The organism is Brevibacterium aurantiacum, from assembly GCF_003932995.1.
Taxonomy (GTDB): Bacteria; Actinomycetota; Actinomycetes; order Actinomycetales; family Brevibacteriaceae; genus Brevibacterium; species Brevibacterium aurantiacum.
Genome location: NZ_CP025333.1, coordinates 399,589 through 424,133 on the forward strand (window position 1 = coordinate 399,589; position 24,545 = coordinate 424,133).

Here is a 24,545-nt window from a genome sequence, read left to right on the forward strand (position 1 = left end):
GCCGTTCCCTGTTCTGACTATGGTGCCCGGAGCGAGATCGCGCAATACCCCGAAGTGGCGCACAAACTCGAAGCGGCGCACAAACTCGAAGTGGCGCAACACTGCGATGAATGCGCCGAGGCTGCCCCCGGTTTCGGGGACAGCCTCGGTTCACGTTCGGCTATGTTCGCAGCCGGCTGCGGTTCAGCGCATCAGCGGGGATCGTCTGCCGGTTCCGGCTCGACTTCCTCCACGTCATCGGGTGACTCGGGTACGGCCGGAACCGAATCCGTGGCCGGGGGAGTCGGCGGGGTCACGACCGACTGGTAGGAGTGCTCGTGCGAGTAGGCGAGGAACGACAGGTGGTTCTCGTAGCGGTCGAGGACGTCGTCGATGATCTGCTGCCCACTCAGGCCCATGAGGTCATAGCCCTCGGAGCCGGTCTGGGTGAAGACCTCGATCCGGTAGTACACGTCATCGCCGCGTGGGGCATTGCGTGCACCGAACGAGGGAACGTTGTGTTCGACGGCGGCGACCTGATAGTGGAAGTTGCGCTGTTCGTCCATGTCGACAATGAGCGTGAACTCCGTGATTCCCGATTCTGGACCCGTCTGCTGAGTCAGCTCGACGGTGTAATCGAGTTCGCGGAACTCGGCGGCCACGGCTTCCAGCGCGGGTTCGACCACTTCGTTGACGAACCTGTCGACGGACTTCTTCGACGGGTAGGAGCGCAGAGTCGCCAGGCGCTGACGCCAGGTCTTCTCCGGAGTCCTGCCACCGTGGGCGGCCGTGGTCCGTCGCTTGCGGGTCCGGCCCTCTCGTTCGGCTCGCTCCATGCGCAGCACCTTCGAGAAGGAGGCCATGACGAGGTAGGCGATGACCGTCACCGGCAAGGCGAAGATCAGGGTCGCGTACTCCATCGTCGTCACCCCTCCCGCGACGAGCATGGCGATGGTCAGCACGGCAGTGACGACTGCCCAGAAGATCCGCAGCCATTTCGCGCCGTCTTCTTCGGGGTTGGGGATCGTCGACGAGAAGTTCGACATCACCATCGCGCCGGAGTTGGCACTTGTGAGGTAGAAGAGCAGACCTGAAAGCGTGGCCAGGCCGATGAGGAAGGTTGAGCCCGGGAACATGTCGAGGAGGGCATACCACCCCTGCTCGGGAGAGTCGATGGCCTGCTGTGCGAAGTCGCTATTGCCGCTGAAGACCTCGGACAGGGCGGAGTTGCCGAAGATCGAGACGATGATGAAGTCGCAGAGCACCGGTGCCGTGATGGCCGCGATGACGAACTCACGCAGGGTGCGTCCGCGGGAGATGCGGGCCAAGAACAGTCCGACGAAGGGACCCCAGGCCAGCCAGAACGCCCAGAAGAACAGAGTCCAGGCACCCATCCAGGCGGACCCGTCGTCGACATAGGCAAACGTGGACAGTGTGCGCTCGGGCAGGGTGAAGATGAAGCGGCCGATGTTCTCGACCAATGCGTTGAGCAGGAAGGCGGTCTTGCCGGTGATGAGGATGTAGAGCATCATCGCCGCACAGGACCAGAGGTTGAGCTCGGAGACCAGGCGGATGCCCTTGTCCACACCCGAGGTGCAGGCCGCGATCGTCATGACGACGGCGACGAGGACGAGGGCGATCTGGAGGGCGAGGCCCTGCGGAAGACCGAAGAGTTCGGAGAAGCCGACGTTGAGCAGGACGACGCCGATGCCCATTGAGGTGGCGACGCCGAAGACAGTGCCGACGAGGGCGAAGATGTCGATGACGTCACCGGTGGCTCCGCGCACGCGCTTGCCCAGCAGCGGGTAGAGGACCGCGCGGATCGACAGGGGCATGCCCCAGCGGTAGGCGAAGTAACCCATGGCCATGCCCAGCAGCGAGTACATGGACCAGCCGGCGATACCGTAGTGGAACATGGTCCACACGACGGCGTCCTGCGCAGCTGCGGCCGATTCGGGATCGGCGTTGACGGGCTGGAGGAACTGGGTGATCGGACCGGTCACCGAGTAGAAGAGCATGTCGATGCCCACGCCCGCGGCGAAGAGCATCGCGACCCAGGTGAAGAGGTTGTACTGGGGGCGGGAATGGTCCGGTCCCAGACGCACGGATCCTTCCTTGGACAGGGCGACCCAGAGGACGAAAGCGATGACGACGGTGACCGTCAGTACGTAGTACCAGCCGAGGTTCGTCGCGATCCAGTCGACGATCGACTTCATCGTGGTCTGTGCGAAGTCGGGCATGAGCATCGCCCAGATCGAGAAGCCGAGGATCACCGCCGATGACCTGCATGTCCTGGCGGTCACGGAAGTGGGCAGTTGTCATCAGGTCCCGGCCCACACGTCGCGAACTGGCTCCCGTCAGTTGGCTGGGGCTGGCCTGATCGAGGACCGAGGTCCGGTCGGATCCGAGGATCGAGGCGCGGACGAATCTCTGATCTGTGGCGATGAGGAGCTGAGATTGCGGGCTTCGTTCGCTGTTGAAATGCATGAGCACTCTCTCACCGTCTCGGAGCATGTCGAACGGCGGCTGACCTGGGGCAGGTCGATGATGATGGTCGGATCCGGACTTTGTCGAACGCTGTGTTTCCTGAGTGCTCGGCCTGGGACGGTTCGCGTCGATGCGAGCAACCCGGGCGACGGCCCAGGCGCGGACTCCGATGACGGTGAGCAGGGTCAACGGCAGGGCGATTGCGGCCATGGTCAATGCCGATTCGGTCGGCTGTTTCGGGAGGTCTGTGAAGCCGAGGCCGATTACGAGGGCGAGGATGGCCATGATGACCCCCGACAGGATGGTGAGACCGAACAGGTCACGATTGAACGCCTCGCAGATGGAGGCGAATGTGAATCCGATATTGGTGCTGGCCCAGCACAGGAGGAAGACGGTGAGGGCAGACGCTGGCGACGTCGAGTAGTCGCCCCACACCGTTCCCGGACTTCCCGGAAACTTGGCGAACGAGTGCCAGATGAATATCGAGGCTGCGCAGAAGGCAGCGGAGATCGGTCCCACTGAGAGCACCTTGTACCAGGGCTGCCGGATGAAGCCGGTGAACGAATCTGGCTTCTTGGAATCGTGCGGGTCTGTGTCCGCACGGGCTTTCTTCGGCGTATCGTCCTCGACGTAGAAGAGGATCGCGATCACGTGAAAGGCGCCGAGAACCATGAAGCTCCCCGAAGTGGCAGTACTCGGATTGACGTCGTCGAGGCCAGGGGGACGCGCTCGAGGATTGATCCCGGCATTGATCATGAAGAAGACCGCCGTCGCGATGCCCGCGAGCCCGATCGCGTAGACCACCGTCGTTCTGAAATCATGTCGTCTGCGCCTCATGCCGCAATTCTTGCAGGTGCGCACTTCGCCCGCATCCGGAAGGTGTTCCAGATTCGCACCGTTCGCTGCGGTCAGCGGCGGACCTTGCCGGTACGTGCGAGCCGGGCGACGGCTACGGCGAAGGCCCGGGACTGTGCGGGGTCTCCGCCGACGACCTGCACGTCCGAACGGTCGTGGAAGTGCGCAGTCGTCATCAGGTCGTGTCCCACGCGTTGTGAGGTGACTCCCGACAGTTGCCCGGGCTCGGTCTGATCGAGGATGAAGGTCCTGTCAGAACCGAGGATCGAGGCGCGGACGACCCTCTGGTTCGTGACGATGAGGAGCTGGGGTTCCGGTGTGCGTTCACTCTTGAAGTGCATGAGCAGCTTTTCTCCGCGGCGGAGCATATCGAACGGTGGCCCACCGGGGTAGGGAGATCCCGGAGTCGAGGGATCGATGCCGTCCCACCGAGGTTGCAGATGCTGCAGCTGGCGAGGATCGGCTGCGTCCCAGCGAGCCACACGAACCTTCGCCCACGCACGGGCCCCGACCAGGGCGAACAGACTCACAGGGAATGCGATGACAACGCTGATCAGAGCACTGCCGGTCGATTGCGCCGGAAGGAACAGGAAGCCGACTGTGATTCCGAGGCCGACGAAGGCCATGGCGACGAGGATCGTGACGAAGAGTGCGAACAGGTCGCGATGGAATGCCTCGGCGCAGGAGGCAAATGTGAAACCGATGTTGACGGCACTCCAGCAGGAGAGGAAGACGATGAGGGCAGGCGACGGCGAGGATCCGTAGTCTCCCCAGACTGTTCCTGACTCTCCCGGGACGGCGGCGATCGCATGCCAGATGAAGATCGAGGTTGCGGCGAAGACCGCGAAGACCGGTCCCACAGAGAACACCCGATACCCCGCCTGCCGGATGAAGCCCGTGGCCGAATCGGGGATTGTGAGTTCGGCCCAGCCTCCATCCGCGGCGATAGCATCATCGTCGGTGAAGAAGTAGATGGCAATGGAGTGGACGAGGCCGAGGATTCCGAACCCCACGATAGCCGCGTACTTGGGGTCGATGTTTCCGTCGTTGACCATCAGAAGATCGATACCGGCGTTGATCGTGGAGAAGGCGATCAGCGCGAGGACAGTGAGTACGACGCCGTAGACCACTGTCATGAAGAATTTGTGTGTTCTTAACCTCATGCTCTGCAGTCTTACAGCTGCGGTCGTCGCAGACGATGCAGGAATGTTCCAGATCTGTGTCGCGCTCAGCCCAGCTCGTCACGCTCAGGCTGGTGTGCTCCGTCGGCTCAGCTCGTCGCGTCAGCGGCGGACCTGTCCCGTGCGTGCAAGGCGGGTGACCGCCTCGGCGAAGGATTGGGACTGTTCGGGATTGCCGCCGAGAACGCGCATGTCCTGACGATCACGGAAGTGGGCGATGGTCACGAGATCGTGCCCCTCGCGCTGTGAGCTGGCGCCGACCAGCTGACTGGGACTGGCCTGCTCGAGGACGAAGGTCCGATCGGTTCGGATGATCGAGGCGCGGACGAATCTGGTGGTCGTGGCGATGAGCATCTGCGGTTCTGGGGTGTGGTCGCTGCGAAAGTGCATGAGCAGCCGCTCACCGCGCTCGAGCATGTCCTGCGGCGGAGGCCCCTGAGGGCGCCGCTGCTTCTGGGAGCGGCGTGGTTTCGAGGAGCTGCCGTGTGGATGGGCCGCGTCGTAGCGATTGACTCTCACGATCGCCAATAAGCGGGCACCGATGAGGGCGAGCAGGCTCAACGGAAAAATGATGAGGGCCAATATCAGTGCCGAGCCCGTCGGCTGGTCAACGAGGAATATGAGTCCGAAGGTGTTGCCGATGGCGACGAGGAACATCACGATCATGGCAGCGATGAAGAGGCCTCGAACGTCACGGTTGAAGGCCTCGGCGATGGCGGCGAACATGAGCCCGATATTGGTGCAGGCCCAGCACAAGAGGAAGAGAGTGAGCGCGGGGGTCACCGAAGTGGCGTAGTCGCCCCAGACCGTTCCTGGAGTTCCCGGGTATTCGGCGAATGAGTGCCAGATGAAGACGGAGGCTGAACAGAAGAACGCGAAGATCGGCCCCACGGACAGCACCTTGTACCAGGCCTGGCGAATGAAGCCGGTGTACGAATCGGGTGGTCGGGGGATATTCGGGTCGGGCGGGGTTTCGGAGGATTTCGGCGAGTCATCCTCGTCGAAGAAGATGATCGCTACGGAGTGGTAGAGACCGAGCAGACCGAAGCACACCGTGGCTGCGCCTTTGGGATCGAAGTCTCCGACAAGACGGTTGGCTCGAGGGTCGATCCCGGCGTTTGTGAGGGCGAAGATGACCAGCATGAATAGCGCGAGAACTACTGCATACAACAACGTGGTGCTCAATTTATGCGTTCTCATCCTCATACCGACAATTCTTGCAGGCCTGGACTGCACTCGCAGTCGAAGGATGTTCCAGATTCGTCTCGTGGTCAGTCTGTGCCCATGACCAGAGCCAGTTTCCGCACACCGATGAGCAGAGGAATCGTGACCAGCAGAGTGAGGCTGGCGACGAGTAAACCGGCGAGGGGGTTGGCCGCCTCCAGCCATCCGAACGCCATCATGATGCCGACGCCGAGTGCGACGAAGAGGAGGAGACCCAGGATCGACAGAACCACGATCTTTCGGACGAGCATGGCCAAAGATAAATACGCGAGCCCGATGTTCGTACTCGCCCATGCCGCTGCGAAGACCGCGAGGCAGGGCAGGGGACCGGAGAGGAATTCAGCCCACATGGAACCCGGTGTGCCCGTGTCGACGGCGAAGCTGCGGCAGACCAGCATTGCCAGAGACAAGCAGACTCCCTGGACCGGGCCCATCACCAGAATCCCAGACAGCGAATACTCGTGGAGCACGGTCTGGAACGTAGGTCCCGACCCTTCACGTTGCTGCCGCTCGTGCATCGCGGACCGGCGCCCGAACGAGACCGCGACGGAGAACACCGATAGCAGCCCGAGCAGACCGAACGCCAGACCGGGTGCATTCGACGGGTCGGCGTTGTCGTCAGATCTCAGCGGCTGTCCGGCATTCATCACAGCAAAGAGACCGATGAGCAGTCCGGCGGTGATCACACCGGTGGTGATGGTGCGTCCGAGGTGCATGGTCATGATCGTCTGCTCCGCTGGGTCTGCTCAGGTCTCAGACTCGACTGTAGACGAGGACTGCTTCCGATCCCATCGGCTACGCTGACTGCATGCGTGCAGGTGAAGTGTCCGAGGTCAGCCAGGACTACCTCAAAGCGATCTGGTCGGCTCAGGAATGGGGCGGAACACCGATGACCGCGACCGAGCTCGCGAACCGCTTCGGCACCACGAAGGCCAATGTCACCGAGGTGCTCAAACGCCTCGACGAGCTCGACCTCATCGTCCGCGTCCCCTACCGCCCGCCCGTGCTGACCGCGAAGGGCGAGACGATCGCCGTGTCGATGGTGCGTCGGCATCGCCTGCTCGAGACCTTCCTCGTCGAATCCCTGGGATACGGCTGGGATGAGGTCCACGACGAAGCGGAGATCCTCGAGCATGCAGCCTCCGACCGACTCGTCGACCGCATCGACGTCTTCCTCGGCCGCCCCAAGACTGACCCCCACGGTGATCCGATACCGGGTCCCGATGGGCAGGTCGAGTCCCACGCCTCTTCCCTGATCCTCGCCGAGGCGGGCCCTGGGTCCTACACGGTCATCCGGGTCTCGGACGCGGACCCCGAAGCGCTGGCCCACCTCGCCGAGGTGGGAGTGGTCCCGGGTGCCCAGGTTGAAGTTGTGGACGAAGGTCGTGCGCCAGCTGCCGACCCCTCGACTGCAACGGTCACGATCGACGGCGAAGCAGTCGAGATCGACCGAGCGGTCGCCACGGCGGTGTATCTGGCTCAGCGCTGAGGCGGACCACCCGGACTAACGCCCTCGGATCTCCCCAACGCCAGTCAGATCTGCCTAACGCTCTGCGTATCTCGAGTCCGCGAAGTAGAGAGCGAGTTCTGCCGAGGCCGCCGGGCTGTATCCCTCTTCGATCACGAGCCGCGGTACGTCCGCCCATAGTTCCGGTTCGAAGGGGACTCCGGGCACATGATTGGGATGTGTGTGCCGTCGATGGGCAGGATGTGCCGGGTGTACATCAGAGTCGATCGACTGAAGGGAGTCGAATACCGTTAGGTAGAGATCCGGGGTGAAACCGCAGTTGCGGGCCGCGGTGGCAACCTTGACCCAGCTCTCGGAGCTAACGATTCGCCCGGCCTTGAGTGTGTTGTTGATGAAGTTCTTGATGGTGGCATTCTGCGGATGAGGAGAGTGCAGGAGAAGGACTCGACCCCAGATGAGGGCCTCTTCGTCAGTGAATCCCGGCCAGTGATTTCCAGAAGATGCGGACACGGTGAAACCAACTTCCTCGGGCGCAGCGCGCCCGGATCGAATCTTGCCAACGCCGTGTGGCGCTGACCCGTTCTATCCCTGGGGCACCCGGTCGATGACGGGTTGCCGCGTGGCCGGCCAGGTACCGATGGCCACGACTCGTGAACGTATGAATGATTCTATCCGCAGCGGCTGACACGAGCTTCGATGAGGTCTGTTCCGGTCGAAACGCACTTCGGCCCGGACCAATGCATCAGATGCTGGTCCGGGCCGAAGAGGTGAACGAATGTGTCTTAGCTGAAGAACGTGCGCAGACTGAGAACGCCGATGGCACCGATGCTTGCGGCGGCTGGCAGGGTGATGATCCAGGCCATGGCGATCGGCCTCATCAGCTTCCAGTTCGCCGAGCGGTTGACCAGTCCCACGCCGATGATCGCGCCGATGAGGATGTGGGTTGAGGAGACGGGCAGGCCGCTGATCGAGGCAGCCATCACGACTCCGGCAGCGGCAAGCTCGGCGGCGAAGCCGGAGGCCGGGTGGATCTCCGTGAGCTTGGTTCCGACCGTGGCGATGACCTTGCGGCCGATGAACCAGAGGCCGGCAACGAGGGCGATGCCGCAGGTGAGCATGGCGGCGAAGGGAACGGTCGCTTCGGAGTCGATGGTGCCGGTCTTGAGGACGTCGAGGACGGCGGCGAAGGGCCCGATGGCGTTCGCGATGTCGTTGGATCCGTGGCTGAAAGCGAATGCGGAGGCGGTGAACACCTGCATCCAGGAGAAGAGGATGAAGGTCGCTCGGGGCACTGTCTGCTTGCGCAGGGTCTTGGCGAAGACGAACACTGCCATCCACACGGCGAGGCCGATCATCGCCATGAGGAGGGTGCCGCCGATGGGGCCGACCGTCACGTCAAGATTCTTCAGGCCTTTGAACAGGAGCATCGCGGTGAGGATGATGGCACCGCCGGCCGCGATGAGCGGAACCCAGCGCTGCAGCGTGGAGTGTGAACCGACCGTGGAAGCTGTCGTCGCTGACGGGTCGCTTTCGAGGCCCATCTCCGCCTCTGCCGCCTGATTGTCACCGCTTGTCGACGACAGCATGTGGGGCTTCAGGGTCTGTGACAGGGCATCGCCGAGGACGTACTTCTTGATCGCCCCGTAGATGAGGAAGGCGACGATGGCGCCGAGTGCGGGGGAGAGGACCCAGGAGATCGCGATCATGCCGACCTCTGACCACTGCACCATGGCGAAGCCGCCGGTGCCGGTGACGAAGCCGATCGTCAGGGAGGCGCCGATGATGCCGCCGATGATCGAGTGGGTGGTCGAGACCGGCCAGCCCATGCGGGTGGCGATCAGCAGCCAGACTGCGGCGCCGAGGAGGGCCGCCATCATGATGTAGACGAAATCCATCGGGTTGAGGGAGACCGCATTGAGGTCGACGATCCCGCTCTTGATGGTGTCGGTGACCTCGCCACCGGCCAGCAGTGCACCGCTGACCTCGAACACGGCTGCGACGAGGAGGGCCTGCTTCATCGTCAGTGTGCCGGCGCCCACCGAGGTGCCGAAGGCGTTGGCCACATCGTTGCCGCCGATGTTGAAGGCCATGAATGCGCCGAAGATGACTGTCGTGATGAGCACCATGCGCGGTGCGCCCTGGCCGACATAGCCGAACGACCACAGAGTGAAGGCGATGAGACTGCCCGCAAGCAGCAGGCCGAAGGCGAGGTGCCAGAGGCGATCATTGCTACGACCGACGGTCTGCGTCGGCGTGAAGGTCTCTGGGGCCAGGACCTGGGGCATGCGTGTCTCCTTGCGAGGATCATGAGGTGTGTTTCCGGCTGATGCCCATGATTCTCACTCCAAATGTCCGCAAGGTTAAGGAGCAGGTGAATGGAAGGTGAACACACCGCACGCAGGTCACGAACATCAGATGCACAATAGATGTAGTTTCCCTGGTGTTCACGTGAAATTCCAGGTCAGATGCTATGGGGTCAGCGTTTGGTGGCAGTGAGTCTGGTACGGGAGAGTAGGAAGATATTGACCTGTGATGATGGACACGCGGGCACGAACGAATCGTGCCCGCGTGTGCGGATAAGCCCCGAGGTTGACCCTCAGCCTCAGCCCTGGCGTCGAGGCAGGTTCCACCGTGGTTGCGGCTGGGACGGCTTGCCGTGCTGTGGCATATAGCCGCGCTCGGCCTGCAGATGTCCCTTGTCATGGCTCTTCGCCGTGGCATCGGTGTCGAGGCCAGGGATCTGCGCCTCGAGCTTCTTGTTTGCCTGGTCGGCGCCGATGATCGGCATTTCGCCCGTGATCACCGGTTTCTCGGTTCCTTTGTCGTTTCGCATGGTGTTTCCCTTCTCTCGTGATTTCCTGCTCTGCTTCTGTGCAGCCGATGGGTTCTCAGTTGTGCGCAGCGCCGAATACAGTCCGGCCCACTGCTGGGGTTCAAGGTCTCGTGGCAAGGTGTCTCCTCTGACGTCATTGCGGTCCATGGTCGATTGCAGTGTGGTGCGGTCGGTGAGGTTCATCGTGGTGAGGATTCCTTTCATTCCACGTCCGCGTCCGGTGAAGGCGTTTCGGACGAACTGCTGGTAATCCGACCTGTGCCTCTCAGGCACGAGGCTGGCTGTGAGGCGATCGATGGTGAGGAGTCCACCGTCGACGCTGGGCTTCGGTGTGAAGGCGTGGGCAGGTACGCGGTCGATGAGTCGGAAGTCGTACCAAGGTGCCCATTGGGCGGTCATCATGGTCGAGCCGCCGACTCCGGCGCGTTTGCGGGCGACCTCCCATTGGGTGAGCAGAATCGCGTTCTGCCATTTCCTGGCGCGCAGCAGTCTGCGCAGAATGGGCGTGGTCAGGTGGAAGGGCAGGCTGCCGACGATCACCGACTGGTCGAGCCGGGATTTCAGGACATCGGCGTGCTTGACCTGGGCGCGCGGGAATGTGTGTTCAAGGTGACTGATCCTCGTCTCGTCGAGTTCCACGAGCGTGAGCGGCCTGCCGAGTTTGTACAGCTGGGCAGTCACCGCGCCGGTGCCGGGCCCGATCTCCAGGATGGGGCCGGTGGTGGCGCGGGTCAGCTCCGCGATCGTGTGCAGAGTTGAGCGTGAGTGCAGGAAATTCTGGCCGAGCTCGTGCCGGCCGCCGAATGATGAATGGGTTCGCAAGGGTGCGCTCCGGAAATGAAGAAGGGGGCACCCAAGGCAGCGCAATGCGCAGTGACGTATGTCAGTGAATTGCGGCTTCGCCCCGGATGCTGATGATCGTCCGGGTCGACAGCGCGCCGCTACAGATCCTGCTCGATCGGCTCGGCTGCGACAGATCCGTCAGTGGTCTGTTGGTGCCGGTGCCTCGATGAGGTCAGTGGATCACAGAATGTGAATCGAGCGCGCCGTCAGGCGCGGCGATCACGAAAGTAGAAGCTCAGCGCTGTCATTGCGCTGCGATTTAATGTTCCCATGCTCAATAAGCTAGCACGCGACCTTGCCGTTTTTCCAGGGTTTGAGCCGAATCCGACCGAAACCGGGACGAGTGGCTGAACTCGCCGAGGTGGCCGTGACCTATTCGATGATCTCGCCGCTGATGACGTCGCCGCCGCCGTTCTCCGGGGGCCTGCGGTGGGGATCCTGCCGAATGGCCTGAGCGGTTTTGCGCAAGCGCCAGCCGAGTGCGACCAGCGCGATGCCGACGAGGACGATGAAGCCTGCGAGAGTGAAGATGAGTGCAGTGACGCCGGCGTCGGGGGCGAAGAGGAAGAAGAATCCGAGGACGATGCCGAGGGCGCCGATGGCTGTGAGTGCCCACCACATCCGCACACCCAGGCGGCGAATGAACAGGGACACGGTCACAGCGAGGAAGCTGAAGAAGATGACCGCGAACCCGGTCAAGATGGTGACGAAAGCCGCGAAGAACATGGGGGAGAAGAAGATGAGCGCCCCCAGCAGAAACAGCAGCACCGAGCGAGCCACCAGGCTTCCCGAACGTGTGCCCTTCGGTGCCAGGACGAAGGAGGAAACGGCGATGACGGCCAGCCAGATGGCGAAGATGCGCACGACCACCTCGGCGCTGGTGCCGGGCCAGACCATCATCAGGAGCCCGACGAGAATCGCGATGACGCCGTTGACGATAACTGATCTGCTGGTGCGTTTCAGGTCCATGCCTCAAGCGTAGTCACTCGGGATGGTAGCTCGCTGAACACCGCCAGCTACGCGGGCGCCCGGTTGTCCTTCGGGGCTCTGCTCGCCGAGGAGGTCGTGTCGTTCTCGCCGCCGGGCAGCTTGATCGACGGGGGCAGGTGCATCGTCTCGTTCAGCCGCATCGAATCGGAGAGAGCACGGACCATCCCGCTGAGATCATCCAGCGAATGGCCGGTGTCCTTGGCTCCGAAGGTGGCGCTCAACGAGGGGGTTGCCGCCGAGGTGGTGCTGTCGGTGCTCGTCGTCCCCGCGGGGACGTCCTCGGCTGAGGTCGTCGCCTTCGGGGTGTTGCCTTCGAGAAAGCGCAGCAGCTCGACGGGGAAGGGCAGGACCAGTGTCGAGTTCTTCTCGGAGGCGACTTCGACGATGGTCTGGAGGAGACGCAGCTGCAGGGCTGCGGGTGTACCGGCCATCGCACTTGCGGCCTGGGCGAGCTTGTTCGAGGCCTGGAATTCGCCGTCGGCGATGATCACGCGTGAACGGCCCTCACGTTCGGCCTCGGCCTGACGCGACATCGATCGCTTCATCGACTCCGGCAGGGCCACGTCCTTGATCTCGACCCGGTCGATATGGACACCCCAATCGACGGCGGGGCTGTCGATCATAATGGCCAGACCCTGGTTCAGCCGCTCCCGATTCGTGAGCAGATCGTCGAGTTCGCTCTGGCCGATGATCGAGCGCAGGGACGTCTGCGCTACCTGTCCGACGGCGAGCTGATAGTTCTCGACATCGATGATGGCACGTCTGGGATCAACGACCTTGAAGTAGATGACCGCGTCGACCCGGACGGTGACATTGTCACGGGTGATGCCTTCCTGGGCAGGGATCGGCATGGTGATGATCTGCAGGTTGACCTTCTCCATCCGGTCCACGAACGGGACGATGGCCGTCATCCCGGGGCGCTTGGGCTCATCAATGACTCGACCGAGACGAAACACGACACCGCGCTCGTACTGTTTGACGATCTTCAGACTGTTTCCGAGGCCGATGGCACCGAGCGCGATCAGACCGAAGATCAGAATTAGGAGGAACATCGAACCGCCTCCTCAGACGATTGACTGTCCTTTCAACGCTACGCCTGCATGGGCAGAAAAGACCCGCCTCGGCGAAAATATCGATCCGACTCCTGGGCGTGACTCAAGGAGGGCGCGAACAGTTCAGCGGTTCGACAGAACAGCCGTGAGCGCCTCAGTGCGTCGGTGCTGTTGCCCGTTCCCGAGCCAGCAGGCGCTTGCCTGCGGGGTAGGCGGCAAGGGACTGCGGCAGATTGATGGGCCGCCCCGAGGCATAGGTGGCGATGACCTCGCCGGTATCGGGCTGATTCGGGCTCACGCCGTGAGCTTCGACGCCGATTCTGCGCAGAGTCTGCTTCGCCACCGGAATCGGGGAGTCGAAGAGCGTGATCGCCCCGGCCCGGGCGGCCATGATCCGTTCGGCGACCAGGCCGTAGTGGGTGCATCCGAGCACGATGGTCTCCATGCCGGGATCCATCTGGTTCAGTGCGGCGTCGATTGCGGCGTCGATGGTGGGCAGATCAGCGTCGTTGATCGCCTCGGCGAGGCCCGGGCAGGCCACCTTTGACACGGTGACCTCGGAGGCGAAGGTGTCGATGAGGTTCTGCTGGTAGGCGCTGCCGGTCGTCGCAGGGGTCGCCCAGATGGCGAAATCCTGCCCTGTCCCGGCCGCCATCTTCACCGCTGGAACGGTGCCGATGACGGGAATGTCGGGTTCATAACGGGCGCGGACGGCCTCGAGTGCTTGGACGGAGGCGGTGTTGCAGGCGATGACGATGGCATCGGGGTCCCACTCGGCGAGCACTGCGGCCGAATTCAAGGCCCTGGCTTCGAGTGCTTCCGGGCTGAGGCTGCCATACGGGGTGAAATCCGGGTCCATGGCGAGAACCAGATCCGCATGAGGCGCCAGATGGAAGAGGGCATCGGCGGTGCCGAGCAGCCCGAGTCCGGAATCGAGCAGGCCGATACGCGTCATGAATCCTCTTTCGGGTAGGCGAATTCCTTGATCTCCTTCAGGTGCGCCTTCGTCAGACCCTGTGCGAACTTCGGAGCAATGAGCTTGAGACGGTTCGACGAATAGTGCTCGACGAAGTAGTCGCGCGTGGCCGGGGCAGCGAGGTCATCATCGATCCACACGGCCCGACCATGTTCATGCTCAGCCAGCCAATCCTCCATGGCCCGGGCCTTCCACCACAGGTGCGGATCGTTGGCATACCGATTATGGGTCTCATCGGGCATCTCGATGACCTCGAAGGAGTTGCGCAGACCGAACTTCGGCTCCAACTCCGTTTTGCACCGCTCCGACCAGGTGGAGAGCCACACGATGTCGACCTCGTGGGTCTCGACGAGGTGGTCGAAGAAGGCGATGACCGCGGGTTTGTAGTGGAGTTCGTAATGCCAGGCCTGGAGTTTCTTGCGTCCCTCGGCCATGATGCGCAGCTTGGGCACGGGGTAGGAGTTGAGGACCCCGTCGACGTCGAGGAAGACAGTGACATGCCGTGCCTGCCGACGTGCTGATGTCGGCGAGGGGGATGCAGCTGCCATTGTTCCTTCCTGGGGAGTCGCGTACCGGCTAGTCTGAGAGCAGACGGCGTCGGCCTGGGTGGGCCGATGAATTCCAAGAATACCGCTCGAAACTGAAGAAGGACGAGCACCCCGTGTATACGGAGATGCGCATTCCCCGACTGCGCGCCGCACTGTGGACCTCGACCCGAGGTGACTCCGCTAGCGTGGCTGATGGAGCTAAGCACAATTGCGAAGCACAGGAAGAGTGGAACGTGGGAAACAACGAAGTCCTCACCAGCTCACAGATCTTCGACGCCGGTATCGAGGATTGGAGGCAGTTGGCCGGACCAATCAGAGCACGGTTCCCGACTGACGACTTCACCCAAGGGCTGGTCTTCGTCAACGCAATCGGCGAAGCAGCGCAGAAGGCGAACCATAGCCCGGACATCGCTCTCACGAGCACCGGAGTCACTGTCACTTTGAGCAGTCACGGTGTCGGCGGGGTGATCGACGACGATATTGCTCTTGCTAGAAAGATCAGCGAACTTGCTGCCGAAGCGGGACTAGCCGCTGATACTGCGAGCCTGATGCAAGCCGAGTTCGCTCTCGACACGGGCTCAGGGGATCGGGCAGCTTCCTTCTATGCGGCGCTTCTCGGCAGTGAACCAGCAGGTGTGCACTCGGGAGGCGACCTCGTCGACCCCACTGGTCAGATGAACTCACTGTTGTGGTGGCAGGAGCCGCGAGAGAACAGCCGGTTCCCGTTGCCGGAGTCGGCAGTCCCGCAGAGCTGGCACCTCGATGTCTGGGTCAGCCATGATGAGGCCGAGAACAGGATTGCTGCGGCGCTCGCCGCGGGTGGCCAGCTCGTCAGTGACAAGGCTGCGCCATCCTACTGGGTTCTAGAAGATCCCGACGGCAACCGAGCCTGCATCTGCGCACCGATGGTCCACTGAGTAAGCGGCCGACGGATCAACCGTCGAGCAGTAAGGCGGCAGGGCCTCAGAAGGCACCGTCTCAGTCGGCTTCGGGGAGGTATTCCTCGAACACGGCTCGCAGCTGCGGGGTCAGAGGCGTGGGCTTCGCAGAATCACGATCGATGTGGACGAGCACGACGCTGTGGTCGAAGACCTGTCGTCCGTCCTGGTCACCGCGAGTGTTGATGGTGAACGAAGAGTTGCCGAGCTTCGTCACGGACACGCTCATCGTCAGTGTTGGTCCGTACATCACGGGCACCAAATAGTCGATGGACTGGTGTGCGACGAGGAGACCGCCGCCGGTGATGTGGCCGGCCTTGATCTCATGCATCCATCGGATCCGACCCTCTTCGATGAGGGTGATCAGGCGAGCGTTGTTCACATGGCCGAGCATGTCCTGATCGGACCAGCGCACCTCGGGGGAATACTCGAACGTCTTCACAAATGACCTCTCATCTCTCGGCAACCGGCACTCATCGTGTCAGATTATCGATAGGTGCCGAAATCGACCTCGGTACCGTCCTGATCGATCGTTCTATAGTTAAACAGGACTGGTCGACGAAAGGAAATTCCGATGGCGTTCTCGGTCGTGGAGTTCTCAGCCGCGGCGGCTCCGGATCTCTTCGTTGACTGCGCCGACGACCTCGTGGAGGTCACCGATGATCGCGTAGTCGGCGCGCTGGACCATCGTCGACTCCTCATCGGTGTTGATCGCGATGAGCGTCTTCGCGCCTTCGATTCCGGCCATGTGCTGGATCGCTCCGGAGATTCCGCAGGCAATGTAGACGTCCGGTGAGATCCGGCTGCCGGTCTGCCCGACCTGCTCCGCATGTGGCCGCCATCCCAGACCGGTGACGACACGAGAGACACCCAATGCCCCGCCGAGGTGGTCGACGAGTTCGAGGACCTCGCCGAATCCGTTCTCCGAACCGACCCCGCGACCGGCGCCGACGACGGCCCTGGCCTGAGTCAGACCAGAGGTGTCATTGCCATCGACAGCTTGGACCTCGGTGCGGACCACACGTGTGCGCAGGTCATCGGCTGCAATGTCGAGTTCGTAGTCGAGCACTTCGGGGCTCGTTGCAGTGGTCTCCTCCGGAGTGCAGGCGTGACCGGCGATGGTGAGAACCTGCAGGTCACCGTCGAGGACGAGCCTTTCGAAGGCCGTCCCGCCGAGCACCTGCCGCAGCAGGCCCCCCTCATCGGCGGCCACGACATTGGCCGCCATCCGCGCCCCGGTCCTCACCGCCACATGCGCCATGAGCTCCATCCCGCGAGGGGTGCCCGACGCCAGCACAGTTCCTGTCTCCGGCGCGATATCGACCAGAGCCTGCGCCCAGGCCGCTGCCGAATAGGCCTCAAGCTCAGGGTGCTCGAGGTGATGGATGCGGTCCACGCCGAGGGCTGCCAGCTGGTTGGTGGCGGCCTCGGTGAGCGCGCCGATCACGGCAGCCTCCACCCTGAGGCTTTCATCTGAGCAACCCTCCGGGCGCTGGGCAACCTCTCCCTGGGTTGCTGAGTGACCGGAAGGTTGCTCAGCGGGGAGAGGGGCAGCCAGCGCGGTGAGTGCCTCCGCGTTCGTGCGGGCGAAGGTGACCGCCTCGGCGGAGGTCAGCACCACCTGGCCGGTCTCATCTGTTTCGACGAATACGAGAGTCATGACCTGATCACTCCGATCTCTTCGAGAACATCGACCAGGGCGCCGGCCGCATCGGGGCCCTCGCCGAGGATGGTGACCTCGCTTGTCTTCTCCGGCGGCAGCTCGAGGCCGATGCGCGGATTCCCGGTACCCGGTTCGGGAGCCACGTATTCGGCGATGCGAGCCTTCTTCGCCTTCATCCGCCCGGTGATCGAGGGATAGCGCGGGTCGACGCCGCCTTCCTGCACGGCAATGACGGCAGGTAGCTCCAGGGCGAAGACCTCCGTCCCCGTCGGCCCGATCCCGCGTGCCTCGATCGACCCCGATCCGCCGCTGCCTGCGCTGTCTCCGCCGGAGGCCAGCGTCTGGATCCCGGTCAGCACCGGATACTCGAGGCCATAGGCCAGGCGGATGCCGACCTGGAAGTCACCGGTGTCGGCGGCATCATTGCCCAGCAGTACGAGGTCGAAGGATTGTCCCTGTTCGGCACGATCACGGATGACATCGCCGATGATCTGGGCGATGTCCTCGGGACCGAACGCGCCAGGATCTTCAGCTTCGATGAGAATCCCGTCGTTGGCGCCCACGGCCACTGCCGCGCGCAGCTGTTCGACCGCCTCGGCGGGGCCCACGGTCAGGACCGTGACGGTGCCATCGGTGGCCGCTGCCGTCTGGATGGCCAGCTCCACCGCACATTCCTCGTGCGCCGAGGTGGTGTGGCCCAGGCTCGAGTCGTCGATGTCCGTGCCGGAAGCATCGAGCGTGACCTGGCCCGAGGTGTCGGGGATGCGTTTGATGCAGACGAGGATGTCCATGACCTACCTCCGGATGCTCTCGTTGTCGGGGTCGAAGAGGGGAGTGGCGTCGATCGCGGCCACCGTGACGGGGTAGGCCTCCTCCATGTAGACGACGGTGAGCTGGTTGCCCAGGACCGCCTCGGCGGGAGGAAGGAAAGCCATGAGGACATGCTTGCCCAAGCTCGGAGCCGACCCCGCCGAGGTGACCCATGAGTGCCGTCCATGTCCGTCGACGAGCGGCCCACCGTCCTTGGACAGGATGGGTTCCCCGCCGAGCATGTAGCGTTTCTCCCCGCTGCTGCTCGTGTGATCGTCGACTGTGAGTGAGCAGAGGACCGTCTTCGGGTCCTCCTCTCGGTGGCGCAGGTGGGCGTCTCGGCCGACGAAGTTCTGCGACTTCACCTTCGGTCGGGCCATGCCGACCTCGATGACGGAGCGTTCGGAGTCGAGTTCGGCGCCGAAGGCGCGGTAGCCCTTCTCGATGCGGCCGGTGGTCCCGTAGACGCCGAGCCCGACGGGCACGAGACCATGCTCACGGCCCGCCTCGGTGAGGACATCCCAGAGTCTGAGTCCGGATTCCATGGGGACGTAGAGCTCCCAACCCAGATCACCGACGTAGGAGATTCTGGAAGCCAGGACCGTCAGCGAACCGATCTCGATGGTCCGGGCAGTACCGAACTTGAAGGCTTCGTGGGACACGTCTGCCTTTGTGACCTGGGAGAGGATGTCCCGTGCTCGTGGGCCCCAGAGGCCGATCGTCGTCCATGACGAGGTGAGGTCGGCGATCTGGGCTCCTGTCTCCGGGAGCCGGTCGGTGAACCATTTGACGTCGACCATGCCGTGGGCGGCTCCCGTGACCACGCGGAACCGGTCGTGGGCCAGCCGCATGATGGTCAGGTCGGAGCGGAATCCGCCGGCTTCGTCGAGGACGGGGGTGTAGACGACGCGGCCGATGCCCACATCCATCTGTGCCAGGACGATGGATTGGACGGCGTCGAGGGCGGCAGGGCCGAACACGTCGAAGATGACGAAGCTCGAGAGGTCGACGAGTCCGGCACGCTCGCGCATGGCTAGGTGTTCGGCGTTGGTGATCGGTGACCACCAGCGTGAGTCCCATTCTGCGGTGCGATCCATGACGCGCTCGCCGAATTCTTCGAGCAGGGGTGCATTGGATTCGTACCATTGCGGGCGCTCCCAGCCGGCGACCTCGAAGAAGACGGCGCCGAGTTCCTTCTCGCGCTCATGCATGGGGGAGAGGCGGACGTTGCGATCGGAGGTCCACTGCTCGCCTGGGTGGACGATGCCGTAGGTCTTGATGAACGCTTCCGAGGTGCGGGCCTTCACATGTTCGCGGGTGCGTTGGTGCGGGTGGAAGCGGGCGATGTCGGCACCTTGAACGTCGATCTCGGGCAGGCCGTTCGTCATCCATTCAGCCACGGCACGACCCACGCCCGGGCCTTCCTTGACCCACACCGCTGCCGCCGACCACAGGCCTTTGACCTCGGGGGATTCGCCTAGGATGGGGGCACCGTCCGGTGTCAGGGAGAGGAGGCCGTTGATGGCGTAGCGGATCTCGACGTCGGGGTTGGAGAGGACATCGGGCATAAGTTCCAGGGCCTGTTCGAGCTGTGGGTCGAAGTCGTCATCGGTGAAGGGCATCTCCGTGGGGGAGAGCTTCGCTGCTTCGATCGAGGGGATCTCGCCGGGTTCGTGGAGGATCGCGCGGTGGGCGTAGGAGCCGATCTCCATGTCCGAACCGTGTTGGCGTTCGTAGCAGAAGGTGTCCATGTCGCGCACGATTGGAAAGGAGATCTCACCCGTCTGCTCGGCCAGCTGTGGGACTGGGCCGACGCTGATCATCTGGTGCACGGCCGGGGTCAGCGGGATTGCGGCACCGGCCATGGCTGCGATGCGCGGACTCCAGACTCCGCAGGCGATGAGGATCTTATCGGTCTCGATCACACCCTTCGTGGTGTGCACTCGTGCGATCGCCCCATTCTCGACGTCGATGCCGGTCACCTCGGTGTTCGGTGACACCGTCAGTGCTCCCTTGGCCTGCGCGGATTCGCGCATCATGGTGCCCGCACCCACGGAGTCGACGACGCCGACCGTCGGTGTCCAGAAGGCACCGACGATGACGGACGGGTCGAGGAACGGGACCTTCTCGACGACTTCTTCGGGGGTGACCAAGTGGGATTCGATGCCCCAGGCCTTCGCCGAGGCCATCCTGCGCCGCAGCTCCTGCATGCGCTCCTGGGTGCGGGCGACCTCGAAACCGCCGGACTGTGTGAAGACGCCGAGTTCTTTGTACTGACGCACGCTGTCGAGGGTGAGGTCGGTGATCTCGCGGGAGTGATCGACCGGGAAGATGAAGTTCGAGGCATGTCCGGTCGAGCCACCCGGATTGGGCAGTGGACCCTTGTCGACCTGGACCATGTCTCTCCAGCCGAGTTCGGCCAGATGATGGACGAGGCTGTTGCCGACGATGCCCGCACCGACGACAACGACACTGGCCTGAGTGGGAATGGAAGCCTTGGCAGGCTCCTCTCCGAAGGCATCTTCGCCTTCAACGGCACATGTTGCGTAATAAGCAACGTGACGCACCATGTGAAACTGAGTGCTTTGATCGTCCTCCGCTCGCCGAGGTGTGTCAAGGGTTTGTTCGGCAGTCGATCCTCAGTGCTGGAGGCTCAGCCCTCGCGCCACCCGAACCGTGAGGAGATGTCGGTCGCCGCAGCCACCAGCAGGTCCTTCGCAGCACCGACCTTTTCGTCGGTGAAGCGGAAGCCCGGACCCGAAGCCGAGATCGAGGCGATGACATCGCCGTGGGCATTGCGGACCGGGGCGGAGACGGCGGTGAGGCCGACCTCGAGCTCATCGATGACGATCGAGAATCCGGCGGCGACCACCTCGGCGACTTCAGTGAGCAGGCGGGGGATCGAGGTCACCGTGTGTGGGGTATAGGTCGGCAGCTTCGACTCGAGCACGGTGCGGATCCCGGCTTCGCTCAAGCCGGACAGCAGGACCTTGCCGTTCGAGGTCGCGTGCAGAGGGATGCGCTGGCCGACCCAGTTGTGGCTCTGGACCGAGGCGTTGCCCGATACCTGGTCGAGGTAGAGGGCTGCGCCATCGGAGAGGACTGCGACGTTGATCGTCTCGCCGGTGCGCTCGGCCAGAAGTTTGGCAATCGGGCGGGCCTCTTGGACGATGTCGAGACGGGCAGTGGTGGCTCCGGCAAGGCGGAGGATGCCCAGCCCCAGACGGTACTTTCCGCGATGCTGGTCCTGTTCGACGAGGCCGCGAGCCTCAAGCGTAGAGACGATGCGGGAGGCCGTTGACTTGTGCACGCCGAGTTCGGCGGCGATCTCGGTGACGCCTGCGAGCCCGGTGCGGGCGATGACTTCGAGGATCGTCACGGCACGGTCGACCGACTGCACCGAGCCGGAGTGCACGGAGCTGGAGTGCGTCTCGCTGTTGCTCATTTCGAAACTGTAGCTCACATGACACAACACGGACAGGGGCGAACCACGGGTGATGTAGGGTGAATGCCGCCGGAGTGCCGATGGTGCCGCGGCGTATCTTTCCCCGACGGAGTTGAGCGCTATGACCAATGGGACCCAGTCGATCGATCGTGCGGCAGAGATATTGTCGCTGGTGGTGAAGGCGGATGACCCGATCTCCTACACAGAGGTGGTGGAGTCGACGGAGTTGGCGCGCTCGACAGTCTCACGCCTGCTCTCCGCCCTCGAACGTAACGGGCTCGTCGAACGTGACGGGGACGGGCTCTATCGCGGCGGGTCGCTGTTCGCCACTTACGCGTCGCGTTTTGACCGGGTTGAAACTCTGGTGACCGCCGCCGATCCCACTCTCCAGCGGCTGAGTGAAGAGACCGGTGAGACGGTCAACCTCGCCGTTCCCAGCTCCACCGGCGTCGTCCAAATCGCACAGGTCGATTCGACCTTCGTCCTCGGCGCCACGAACTGGGTCGATGTCGAGGTGCCGCCGCACTGCTCGGCACTGGGCAAGATCATGTACGCCTTCGAGATCATTCCAGTACCCTCGGGCCGTTTGGAACGGCGCACCCCCTACACATTGGGATCGCGGAAAGAGCTCATGGACAACCTCGCCGAGGTGCGCGAACGTGGGTATGCGATCGTGCACGAGGAGTTCGAGGAAGGCCTCGATGCTCTGGCCGCACCAGTATTCGGCCTCGACGGCAGGGTCGTCGCGGCCGTCGGCATCTCGGGTCCGACCATGCGCATCGCCGACCACCACGAGACCGTCGGCAAACTCCTCGTCGACGAAGCCGGTCTGCTCTCCCGCAGCCTTAAACGCAAGGTCACTCACCGGTAGACACGGGCATGGTCTCGCGGGCCGGGCCCGTACCTACCTCCTCAGGAGGTGCTTGGGACCTCGTCGTTGTGTCCAAGTGCCGCAAGCTGCCTGCGCCGCCAGATTTCCGTGTCCTTGATCTGATTGAACGTGTAGATATGCAGCCCGGCCACGCCCATGCTCGGGTTGTCCAGGACGGGAGAGAGTTTGTCGAGGAACTTCCGGGGGTTGTAGCCGCCGGGTTTGGCCATCTTGGTGAATGTGACGGTGTTCTTGCGCAGGAACCGCGTCGATTCGCCGACCCCGATCTTCGTTGCGACTCGGGCCAGCTTCGCCAGTTCTACCTTGCCTGCGATGCCGAGGATGAGCGGCAGGTCGATGCCGCGCGCTCGCACCCTGGCCAGCCAGGTGGCGATGGTTCCGGGGTCGAAGCACAGGTTCGACACGAGGTGGGTGGCGTAGTCGCGTTTGTCCCACATCGCTTGGACGGTGACATCGTCGGGGATGAGCGGGTGCGTCTCCGGATAGGCACCGACGCCGAGGTGCTGGATCGGTGCCGCCATGCTCGCGAGGTCGATGATGAGGTCGAGTGCCCCCGCATAGCCACCCGCTGGAGGGGTGGCGTCGCCGGCCGGGACGAAGATCCGATCAATGCCGGCCTGCGTCAGGCGGTCGACGATCTCCTCGAGTTCGGTTCTGCCTTGGACCATCCGTGCCGCGATGTGGGGGACGGCAGTGAAGCCGAGCGCCTGCAGCTGTTCTGCCGTGGACAGAGTCGCCTCGAGAGTCAGGCCGGTCGAGGCGGTCACGGTGATCACGCGGCCGGGTACGACATATTCGTGGACACGGTCGACCACGCCCGCGGTGGGAAGGATTTCGTACCGCGCGGACTTCAGCAGTGAGGCCAGAACTTCCTGTGACATCCTCGGCTCCCTTGAGAGGCTCCTGGGAAGTGGTCGACGAATGATGATTCTCTTCGGAAACCCTTGCGTCCGCCGATACTTCGATCCTACACTAATTGTACCCATAATATGGGAATCCAGTTCCATATTATAGAACTGTTTGAGGCAGGGAACATCATGGACAACAACGTTCCATCAGTGGACCAAAGCGACAGACTAGTCCCCATCAACCTACGCCAATCAGGCCCCACGCCGGTCGAGATGCTCATCGACACCCGGGTGCGAAAGTCACCGTACTGGGAGCTGTCCATGCAGGAAGGCTGCTGGCGGGCCTCGATCTACAACCGGATGTATCACCCGCGCGGCTATGTGCCCCGCGAAGACGGCGGGATGATGGTCGAGTACCAGTCCCTCGTCAACGACGTGACCTTGTGGAACGTCGCCGTCGAACGTCAGATTCAGGTCAAGGGCCCCGACGCCGAGGCGTTCGTGAACTATGTCATCACCCGCGACGCGACCAAGATCCCCGTCATGCGAGCGCGCTATGTGATCCTGTGCAACGAAGCCGGAGGCATCCTCAACGACCCGATCCTGCTGCGAGTGGCGATCGACGAATTTTGGTTCAGCCTCTCCGACGCTGATCTCATGCTCTGGCTGCAGGGCGTCAACGTCGGCAAGGGATTCGACGTCACCATCGCCGAGATCGACGTCTCGCCGGTGCAGGTTCAGGGACCGAAGTCCGTCGACGTCATCGCCGACCTCGTCGGTGAAGAGGGACGCACGCTGCCCAGCTACGGACTTATGGAAGCCCAGGTCGGCGGGCACGACGTCATCATCTCCCAGACCGGGTTCACGGGGGAGAAAGGCTACGAGATCTACCTCAAGGACTCGACGAAGTACGCCGAGGACATGTGGAACGCGGTGCTTGCCGCCGGCATTCCCTACAACCTCAAGGTCGTTGCCCCCAGCCATCACCGCAGGATCGCCGCGGGAATCCTCTCGTGGGGCCAGGACATGGACTTCGAGACCTACCCGTTCCAGGTGAACCTGAGCTACCAGGTGCCGCGGAAGAAGGAGGCCGACTACGTCGGCAAGGCCAAGCTCGAAGCTGTTCGTGAGCAGATCGCTGCCGGAACTCCACCGTTCAAGACGCAGCTCGTGGGGCTTCTGGTCGGCGGCAAACCGATCACGGACTACGCGCCGGACTTCTGGCTGGTCAGCGCCAGTGCAGATGGTGAGTCGGTCGGCTATGTGACCTCACCGTGGTATTCGCCGGAGCTTGAGGCCAATATCGCGATGGCCCATGTGCCGGCTGGAGCCACGGCGTTGGGCACAGAGTACTGGGTGCACCTGCCCGAGCCTTTCGCCGACAACCCGGGAGAGCCCGTCCGCGCCGAGGTGGTGGAGATGCCGTTCCGTTCGAGCGTCAATCCCAACCAGCGCGAACTGCTCAAGGGCCGGGGCCTCGACGCCGCCGTCTGATCCGCAGCGGTGAGTGACT

At 63.2% G+C, this 24,545-nt stretch carries 20 protein-coding genes, 1 pseudogene and 1 riboswitch; of the genes and pseudogenes, 4 read left to right on the forward strand and 17 right to left on the reverse strand.

The window, feature by feature from the left end:
• Nucleotides 1–191: 191 nt before the first annotated feature.
• From betT to CXR25_RS01855, 4 genes are all read right to left on the reverse strand, one after another.
• Nucleotides 192–2,225 carry a choline BCCT transporter BetT gene (gene betT / locus CXR25_RS01840; RefSeq protein ID WP_240518451.1) on the reverse strand — a complete coding sequence of 678 codons (2,034 nt, stop codon included), beginning with the start codon at nt 2,223–2,225 and terminating at the stop codon, nt 192–194.
• 1,149 nt (nt 2,226–3,374) lie between these two features.
• Entirely contained in the window at nt 3,375–4,457 is a 1,083-nt protein-coding gene (locus CXR25_RS01845) for a DUF4229 domain-containing protein (protein ID WP_125240333.1), read from the reverse strand.
• A gap of 147 nt (nt 4,458–4,604) precedes the next feature.
• The gene (locus CXR25_RS01850; RefSeq protein ID WP_125240334.1) at nt 4,605–5,687 is read right to left on the reverse strand and encodes a hypothetical protein; all 1,083 of its coding nucleotides are present in this window, start codon (nt 5,685–5,687) and stop codon (nt 4,605–4,607) included.
• An 86-nt stretch (nt 5,688–5,773) separates the two neighbouring features.
• On the reverse strand, nt 5,774–6,448 hold the full coding sequence (locus tag CXR25_RS01855) for a hypothetical protein (protein ID WP_096162466.1): 675 nt from the start codon (nt 6,446–6,448) through the stop codon (nt 5,774–5,776).
• Nucleotides 6,449–6,534: 86 nt separating this feature from the next.
• Between CXR25_RS01855 and CXR25_RS01860 the strand changes: the two genes are divergently transcribed.
• The gene (locus CXR25_RS01860) at nt 6,535–7,215 is read left to right on the forward strand and encodes a metal-dependent transcriptional regulator (RefSeq protein WP_096162465.1); all 681 of its coding nucleotides are present in this window, start codon (nt 6,535–6,537) and stop codon (nt 7,213–7,215) included.
• Nucleotides 7,216–7,269: 54 nt separating this feature from the next.
• Here the strand turns inward: CXR25_RS01860 and CXR25_RS01865 are convergent, their stop codons facing one another.
• From CXR25_RS01865 to CXR25_RS01895, 7 genes and pseudogenes are all read right to left on the reverse strand, one after another.
• Complete coding sequence (locus tag CXR25_RS01865; RefSeq protein ID WP_096162464.1) at nt 7,270–7,704, reverse strand: hypothetical protein; 435 nt, start codon at nt 7,702–7,704, stop codon at nt 7,270–7,272.
• A 34-nt stretch (nt 7,705–7,738) separates the two neighbouring features.
• Nucleotides 7,739–7,850, reverse strand: a riboswitch (SAM riboswitch).
• A 126-nt stretch (nt 7,851–7,976) separates the two neighbouring features.
• Nucleotides 7,977–9,479, reverse strand: coding sequence for an inorganic phosphate transporter (locus tag CXR25_RS01870; RefSeq protein ID WP_096162463.1), 1,503 nt, complete (start codon nt 9,477–9,479; stop codon nt 7,977–7,979).
• 617 nt (nt 9,480–10,096) lie between these two features.
• Nucleotides 10,097–10,849: pseudogene (gene erm, locus CXR25_RS01875) on the reverse strand (23S ribosomal RNA methyltransferase Erm); the annotation flags it as partial.
• A gap of 393 nt (nt 10,850–11,242) precedes the next feature.
• Nucleotides 11,243–11,839: an HdeD family acid-resistance protein gene (locus CXR25_RS01880; protein WP_096162461.1), complete on the reverse strand. Its 597-nt coding sequence runs from the start codon at nt 11,837–11,839 to the stop codon at nt 11,243–11,245.
• A gap of 47 nt (nt 11,840–11,886) precedes the next feature.
• Nucleotides 11,887–12,912, reverse strand: a complete 1,026-nt coding sequence (locus CXR25_RS01885; protein WP_114385216.1) for a slipin family protein — start codon at nt 12,910–12,912, stop codon at nt 11,887–11,889.
• Between the two features lie 154 nt (nt 12,913–13,066).
• Nucleotides 13,067–13,867: a glutamate racemase gene (locus CXR25_RS01890; protein WP_125240335.1), complete on the reverse strand. Its 801-nt coding sequence runs from the start codon at nt 13,865–13,867 to the stop codon at nt 13,067–13,069.
• On the reverse strand, nt 13,864–14,436 hold the full coding sequence (locus CXR25_RS01895) for an HAD domain-containing protein (RefSeq protein WP_096167904.1): 573 nt from the start codon (nt 14,434–14,436) through the stop codon (nt 13,864–13,866). Before CXR25_RS01895 ends, CXR25_RS01890 begins: the two co-directional genes overlap by 4 nt.
• A 113-nt stretch (nt 14,437–14,549) precedes the next feature.
• Here CXR25_RS01895 and CXR25_RS01900 point away from each other — a divergent pair, with 113 nt between their 5' ends.
• Nucleotides 14,550–15,353 carry a 4a-hydroxytetrahydrobiopterin dehydratase gene (locus tag CXR25_RS01900; RefSeq protein ID WP_241212367.1) on the forward strand — a complete coding sequence of 268 codons (804 nt, stop codon included), beginning with the start codon at nt 14,550–14,552 and terminating at the stop codon, nt 15,351–15,353.
• 61 nt (nt 15,354–15,414) lie between these two features.
• Here the strand turns inward: CXR25_RS01900 and CXR25_RS01905 are convergent, their stop codons facing one another.
• From CXR25_RS01905 to CXR25_RS01925, 5 genes are all read right to left on the reverse strand, one after another.
• On the reverse strand, nt 15,415–15,816 hold the full coding sequence (locus CXR25_RS01905; RefSeq protein ID WP_069599337.1) for an acyl-CoA thioesterase: 402 nt from the start codon (nt 15,814–15,816) through the stop codon (nt 15,415–15,417).
• 156 nt (nt 15,817–15,972) lie between these two features.
• A complete protein-coding gene (locus CXR25_RS01910) occupies nt 15,973–17,034 on the reverse strand; it encodes an electron transfer flavoprotein subunit alpha/FixB family protein (protein WP_125240336.1) in 1,062 nt (353 codons plus the stop codon).
• Entirely contained in the window at nt 17,031–17,828 is a 798-nt protein-coding gene (locus CXR25_RS01915; RefSeq protein ID WP_125240337.1) for an electron transfer flavoprotein subunit beta/FixA family protein, read from the reverse strand. Before CXR25_RS01915 ends, CXR25_RS01910 begins: the two co-directional genes overlap by 4 nt.
• Nucleotides 17,829–17,831: 3 nt before the next feature.
• Nucleotides 17,832–20,417 carry a GcvT family protein gene (locus tag CXR25_RS01920; RefSeq protein WP_241212368.1) on the reverse strand — a complete coding sequence of 862 codons (2,586 nt, stop codon included), beginning with the start codon at nt 20,415–20,417 and terminating at the stop codon, nt 17,832–17,834.
• A gap of 83 nt (nt 20,418–20,500) precedes the next feature.
• The gene (locus CXR25_RS01925; protein WP_009883456.1) at nt 20,501–21,292 is read right to left on the reverse strand and encodes an IclR family transcriptional regulator; all 792 of its coding nucleotides are present in this window, start codon (nt 21,290–21,292) and stop codon (nt 20,501–20,503) included.
• A 121-nt stretch (nt 21,293–21,413) separates the two neighbouring features.
• Between CXR25_RS01925 and CXR25_RS01930 the strand changes: the two genes are divergently transcribed.
• Nucleotides 21,414–22,163, forward strand: a complete 750-nt coding sequence (locus CXR25_RS01930) for an IclR family transcriptional regulator (protein ID WP_009883455.1) — start codon at nt 21,414–21,416, stop codon at nt 22,161–22,163.
• 41 nt (nt 22,164–22,204) lie between these two features.
• Here the strand turns inward: CXR25_RS01930 and CXR25_RS01935 are convergent, their stop codons facing one another.
• Nucleotides 22,205–23,065, reverse strand: a complete 861-nt coding sequence (locus CXR25_RS01935; RefSeq protein ID WP_101557109.1) for a methylenetetrahydrofolate reductase — start codon at nt 23,063–23,065, stop codon at nt 22,205–22,207.
• Between the two features lie 156 nt (nt 23,066–23,221).
• Here CXR25_RS01935 and CXR25_RS01940 point away from each other — a divergent pair, with 156 nt between their 5' ends.
• Nucleotides 23,222–24,526 (forward strand): aminomethyl transferase family protein, encoded by a 1,305-nt coding sequence (locus CXR25_RS01940; RefSeq protein ID WP_241212369.1) that lies wholly within the window; start codon nt 23,222–23,224, stop codon nt 24,524–24,526.
• The last annotated feature ends 19 nt before the right edge of the window (nt 24,527–24,545 follow it).

Coding starts and splice junctions, on each gene's coding strand:
- betT (WP_240518451.1), bottom strand. CDS start 2,225: ATGCTCATGCCCGACTTCGCACAGACCACGATGAAGTCGATCGTCGAC.
- CXR25_RS01845 (WP_125240333.1), bottom strand. CDS start 4,457: ATGACAGTGGTCTACGGCGTCGTACTCACTGTCCTCGCGCTGATCGCC.
- CXR25_RS01855 (WP_096162466.1), bottom strand. CDS start 6,448: ATGACCATGCACCTCGGACGCACCATCACCACCGGTGTGATCACCGCC.
- CXR25_RS01860 (WP_096162465.1), top strand. CDS start 6,535: ATGCGTGCAGGTGAAGTGTCCGAGGTCAGCCAGGACTACCTCAAAGCG.
- CXR25_RS01870 (WP_096162463.1), bottom strand. CDS start 9,479: ATGCCCCAGGTCCTGGCCCCAGAGACCTTCACGCCGACGCAGACCGTC.
- CXR25_RS01880 (WP_096162461.1), bottom strand. CDS start 11,839: ATGGACCTGAAACGCACCAGCAGATCAGTTATCGTCAACGGCGTCATC.
- CXR25_RS01885 (WP_114385216.1), bottom strand. CDS start 12,912: ATGTTCCTCCTAATTCTGATCTTCGGTCTGATCGCGCTCGGTGCCATC.
- CXR25_RS01890 (WP_125240335.1), bottom strand. CDS start 13,867: ATGACGCGTATCGGCCTGCTCGATTCCGGACTCGGGCTGCTCGGCACC.
- CXR25_RS01895 (WP_096167904.1), bottom strand. CDS start 14,436: ATGGCAGCTGCATCCCCCTCGCCGACATCAGCACGTCGGCAGGCACGG.
- CXR25_RS01910 (WP_125240336.1), bottom strand. CDS start 17,034: ATGACTCTCGTATTCGTCGAAACAGATGAGACCGGCCAGGTGGTGCTG.
- CXR25_RS01915 (WP_125240337.1), bottom strand. CDS start 17,828: ATGGACATCCTCGTCTGCATCAAACGCATCCCCGACACCTCGGGCCAG.
- CXR25_RS01920 (WP_241212368.1), bottom strand. CDS start 20,417: ATGGTGCGTCACGTTGCTTATTACGCAACATGTGCCGTTGAAGGCGAA.
- CXR25_RS01925 (WP_009883456.1), bottom strand. CDS start 21,292: ATGAGCAACAGCGAGACGCACTCCAGCTCCGTGCACTCCGGCTCGGTG.
- CXR25_RS01930 (WP_009883455.1), top strand. CDS start 21,414: ATGACCAATGGGACCCAGTCGATCGATCGTGCGGCAGAGATATTGTCG.
- CXR25_RS01935 (WP_101557109.1), bottom strand. CDS start 23,065: ATGTCACAGGAAGTTCTGGCCTCACTGCTGAAGTCCGCGCGGTACGAA.
- CXR25_RS01940 (WP_241212369.1), top strand. CDS start 23,222: ATGGACAACAACGTTCCATCAGTGGACCAAAGCGACAGACTAGTCCCC.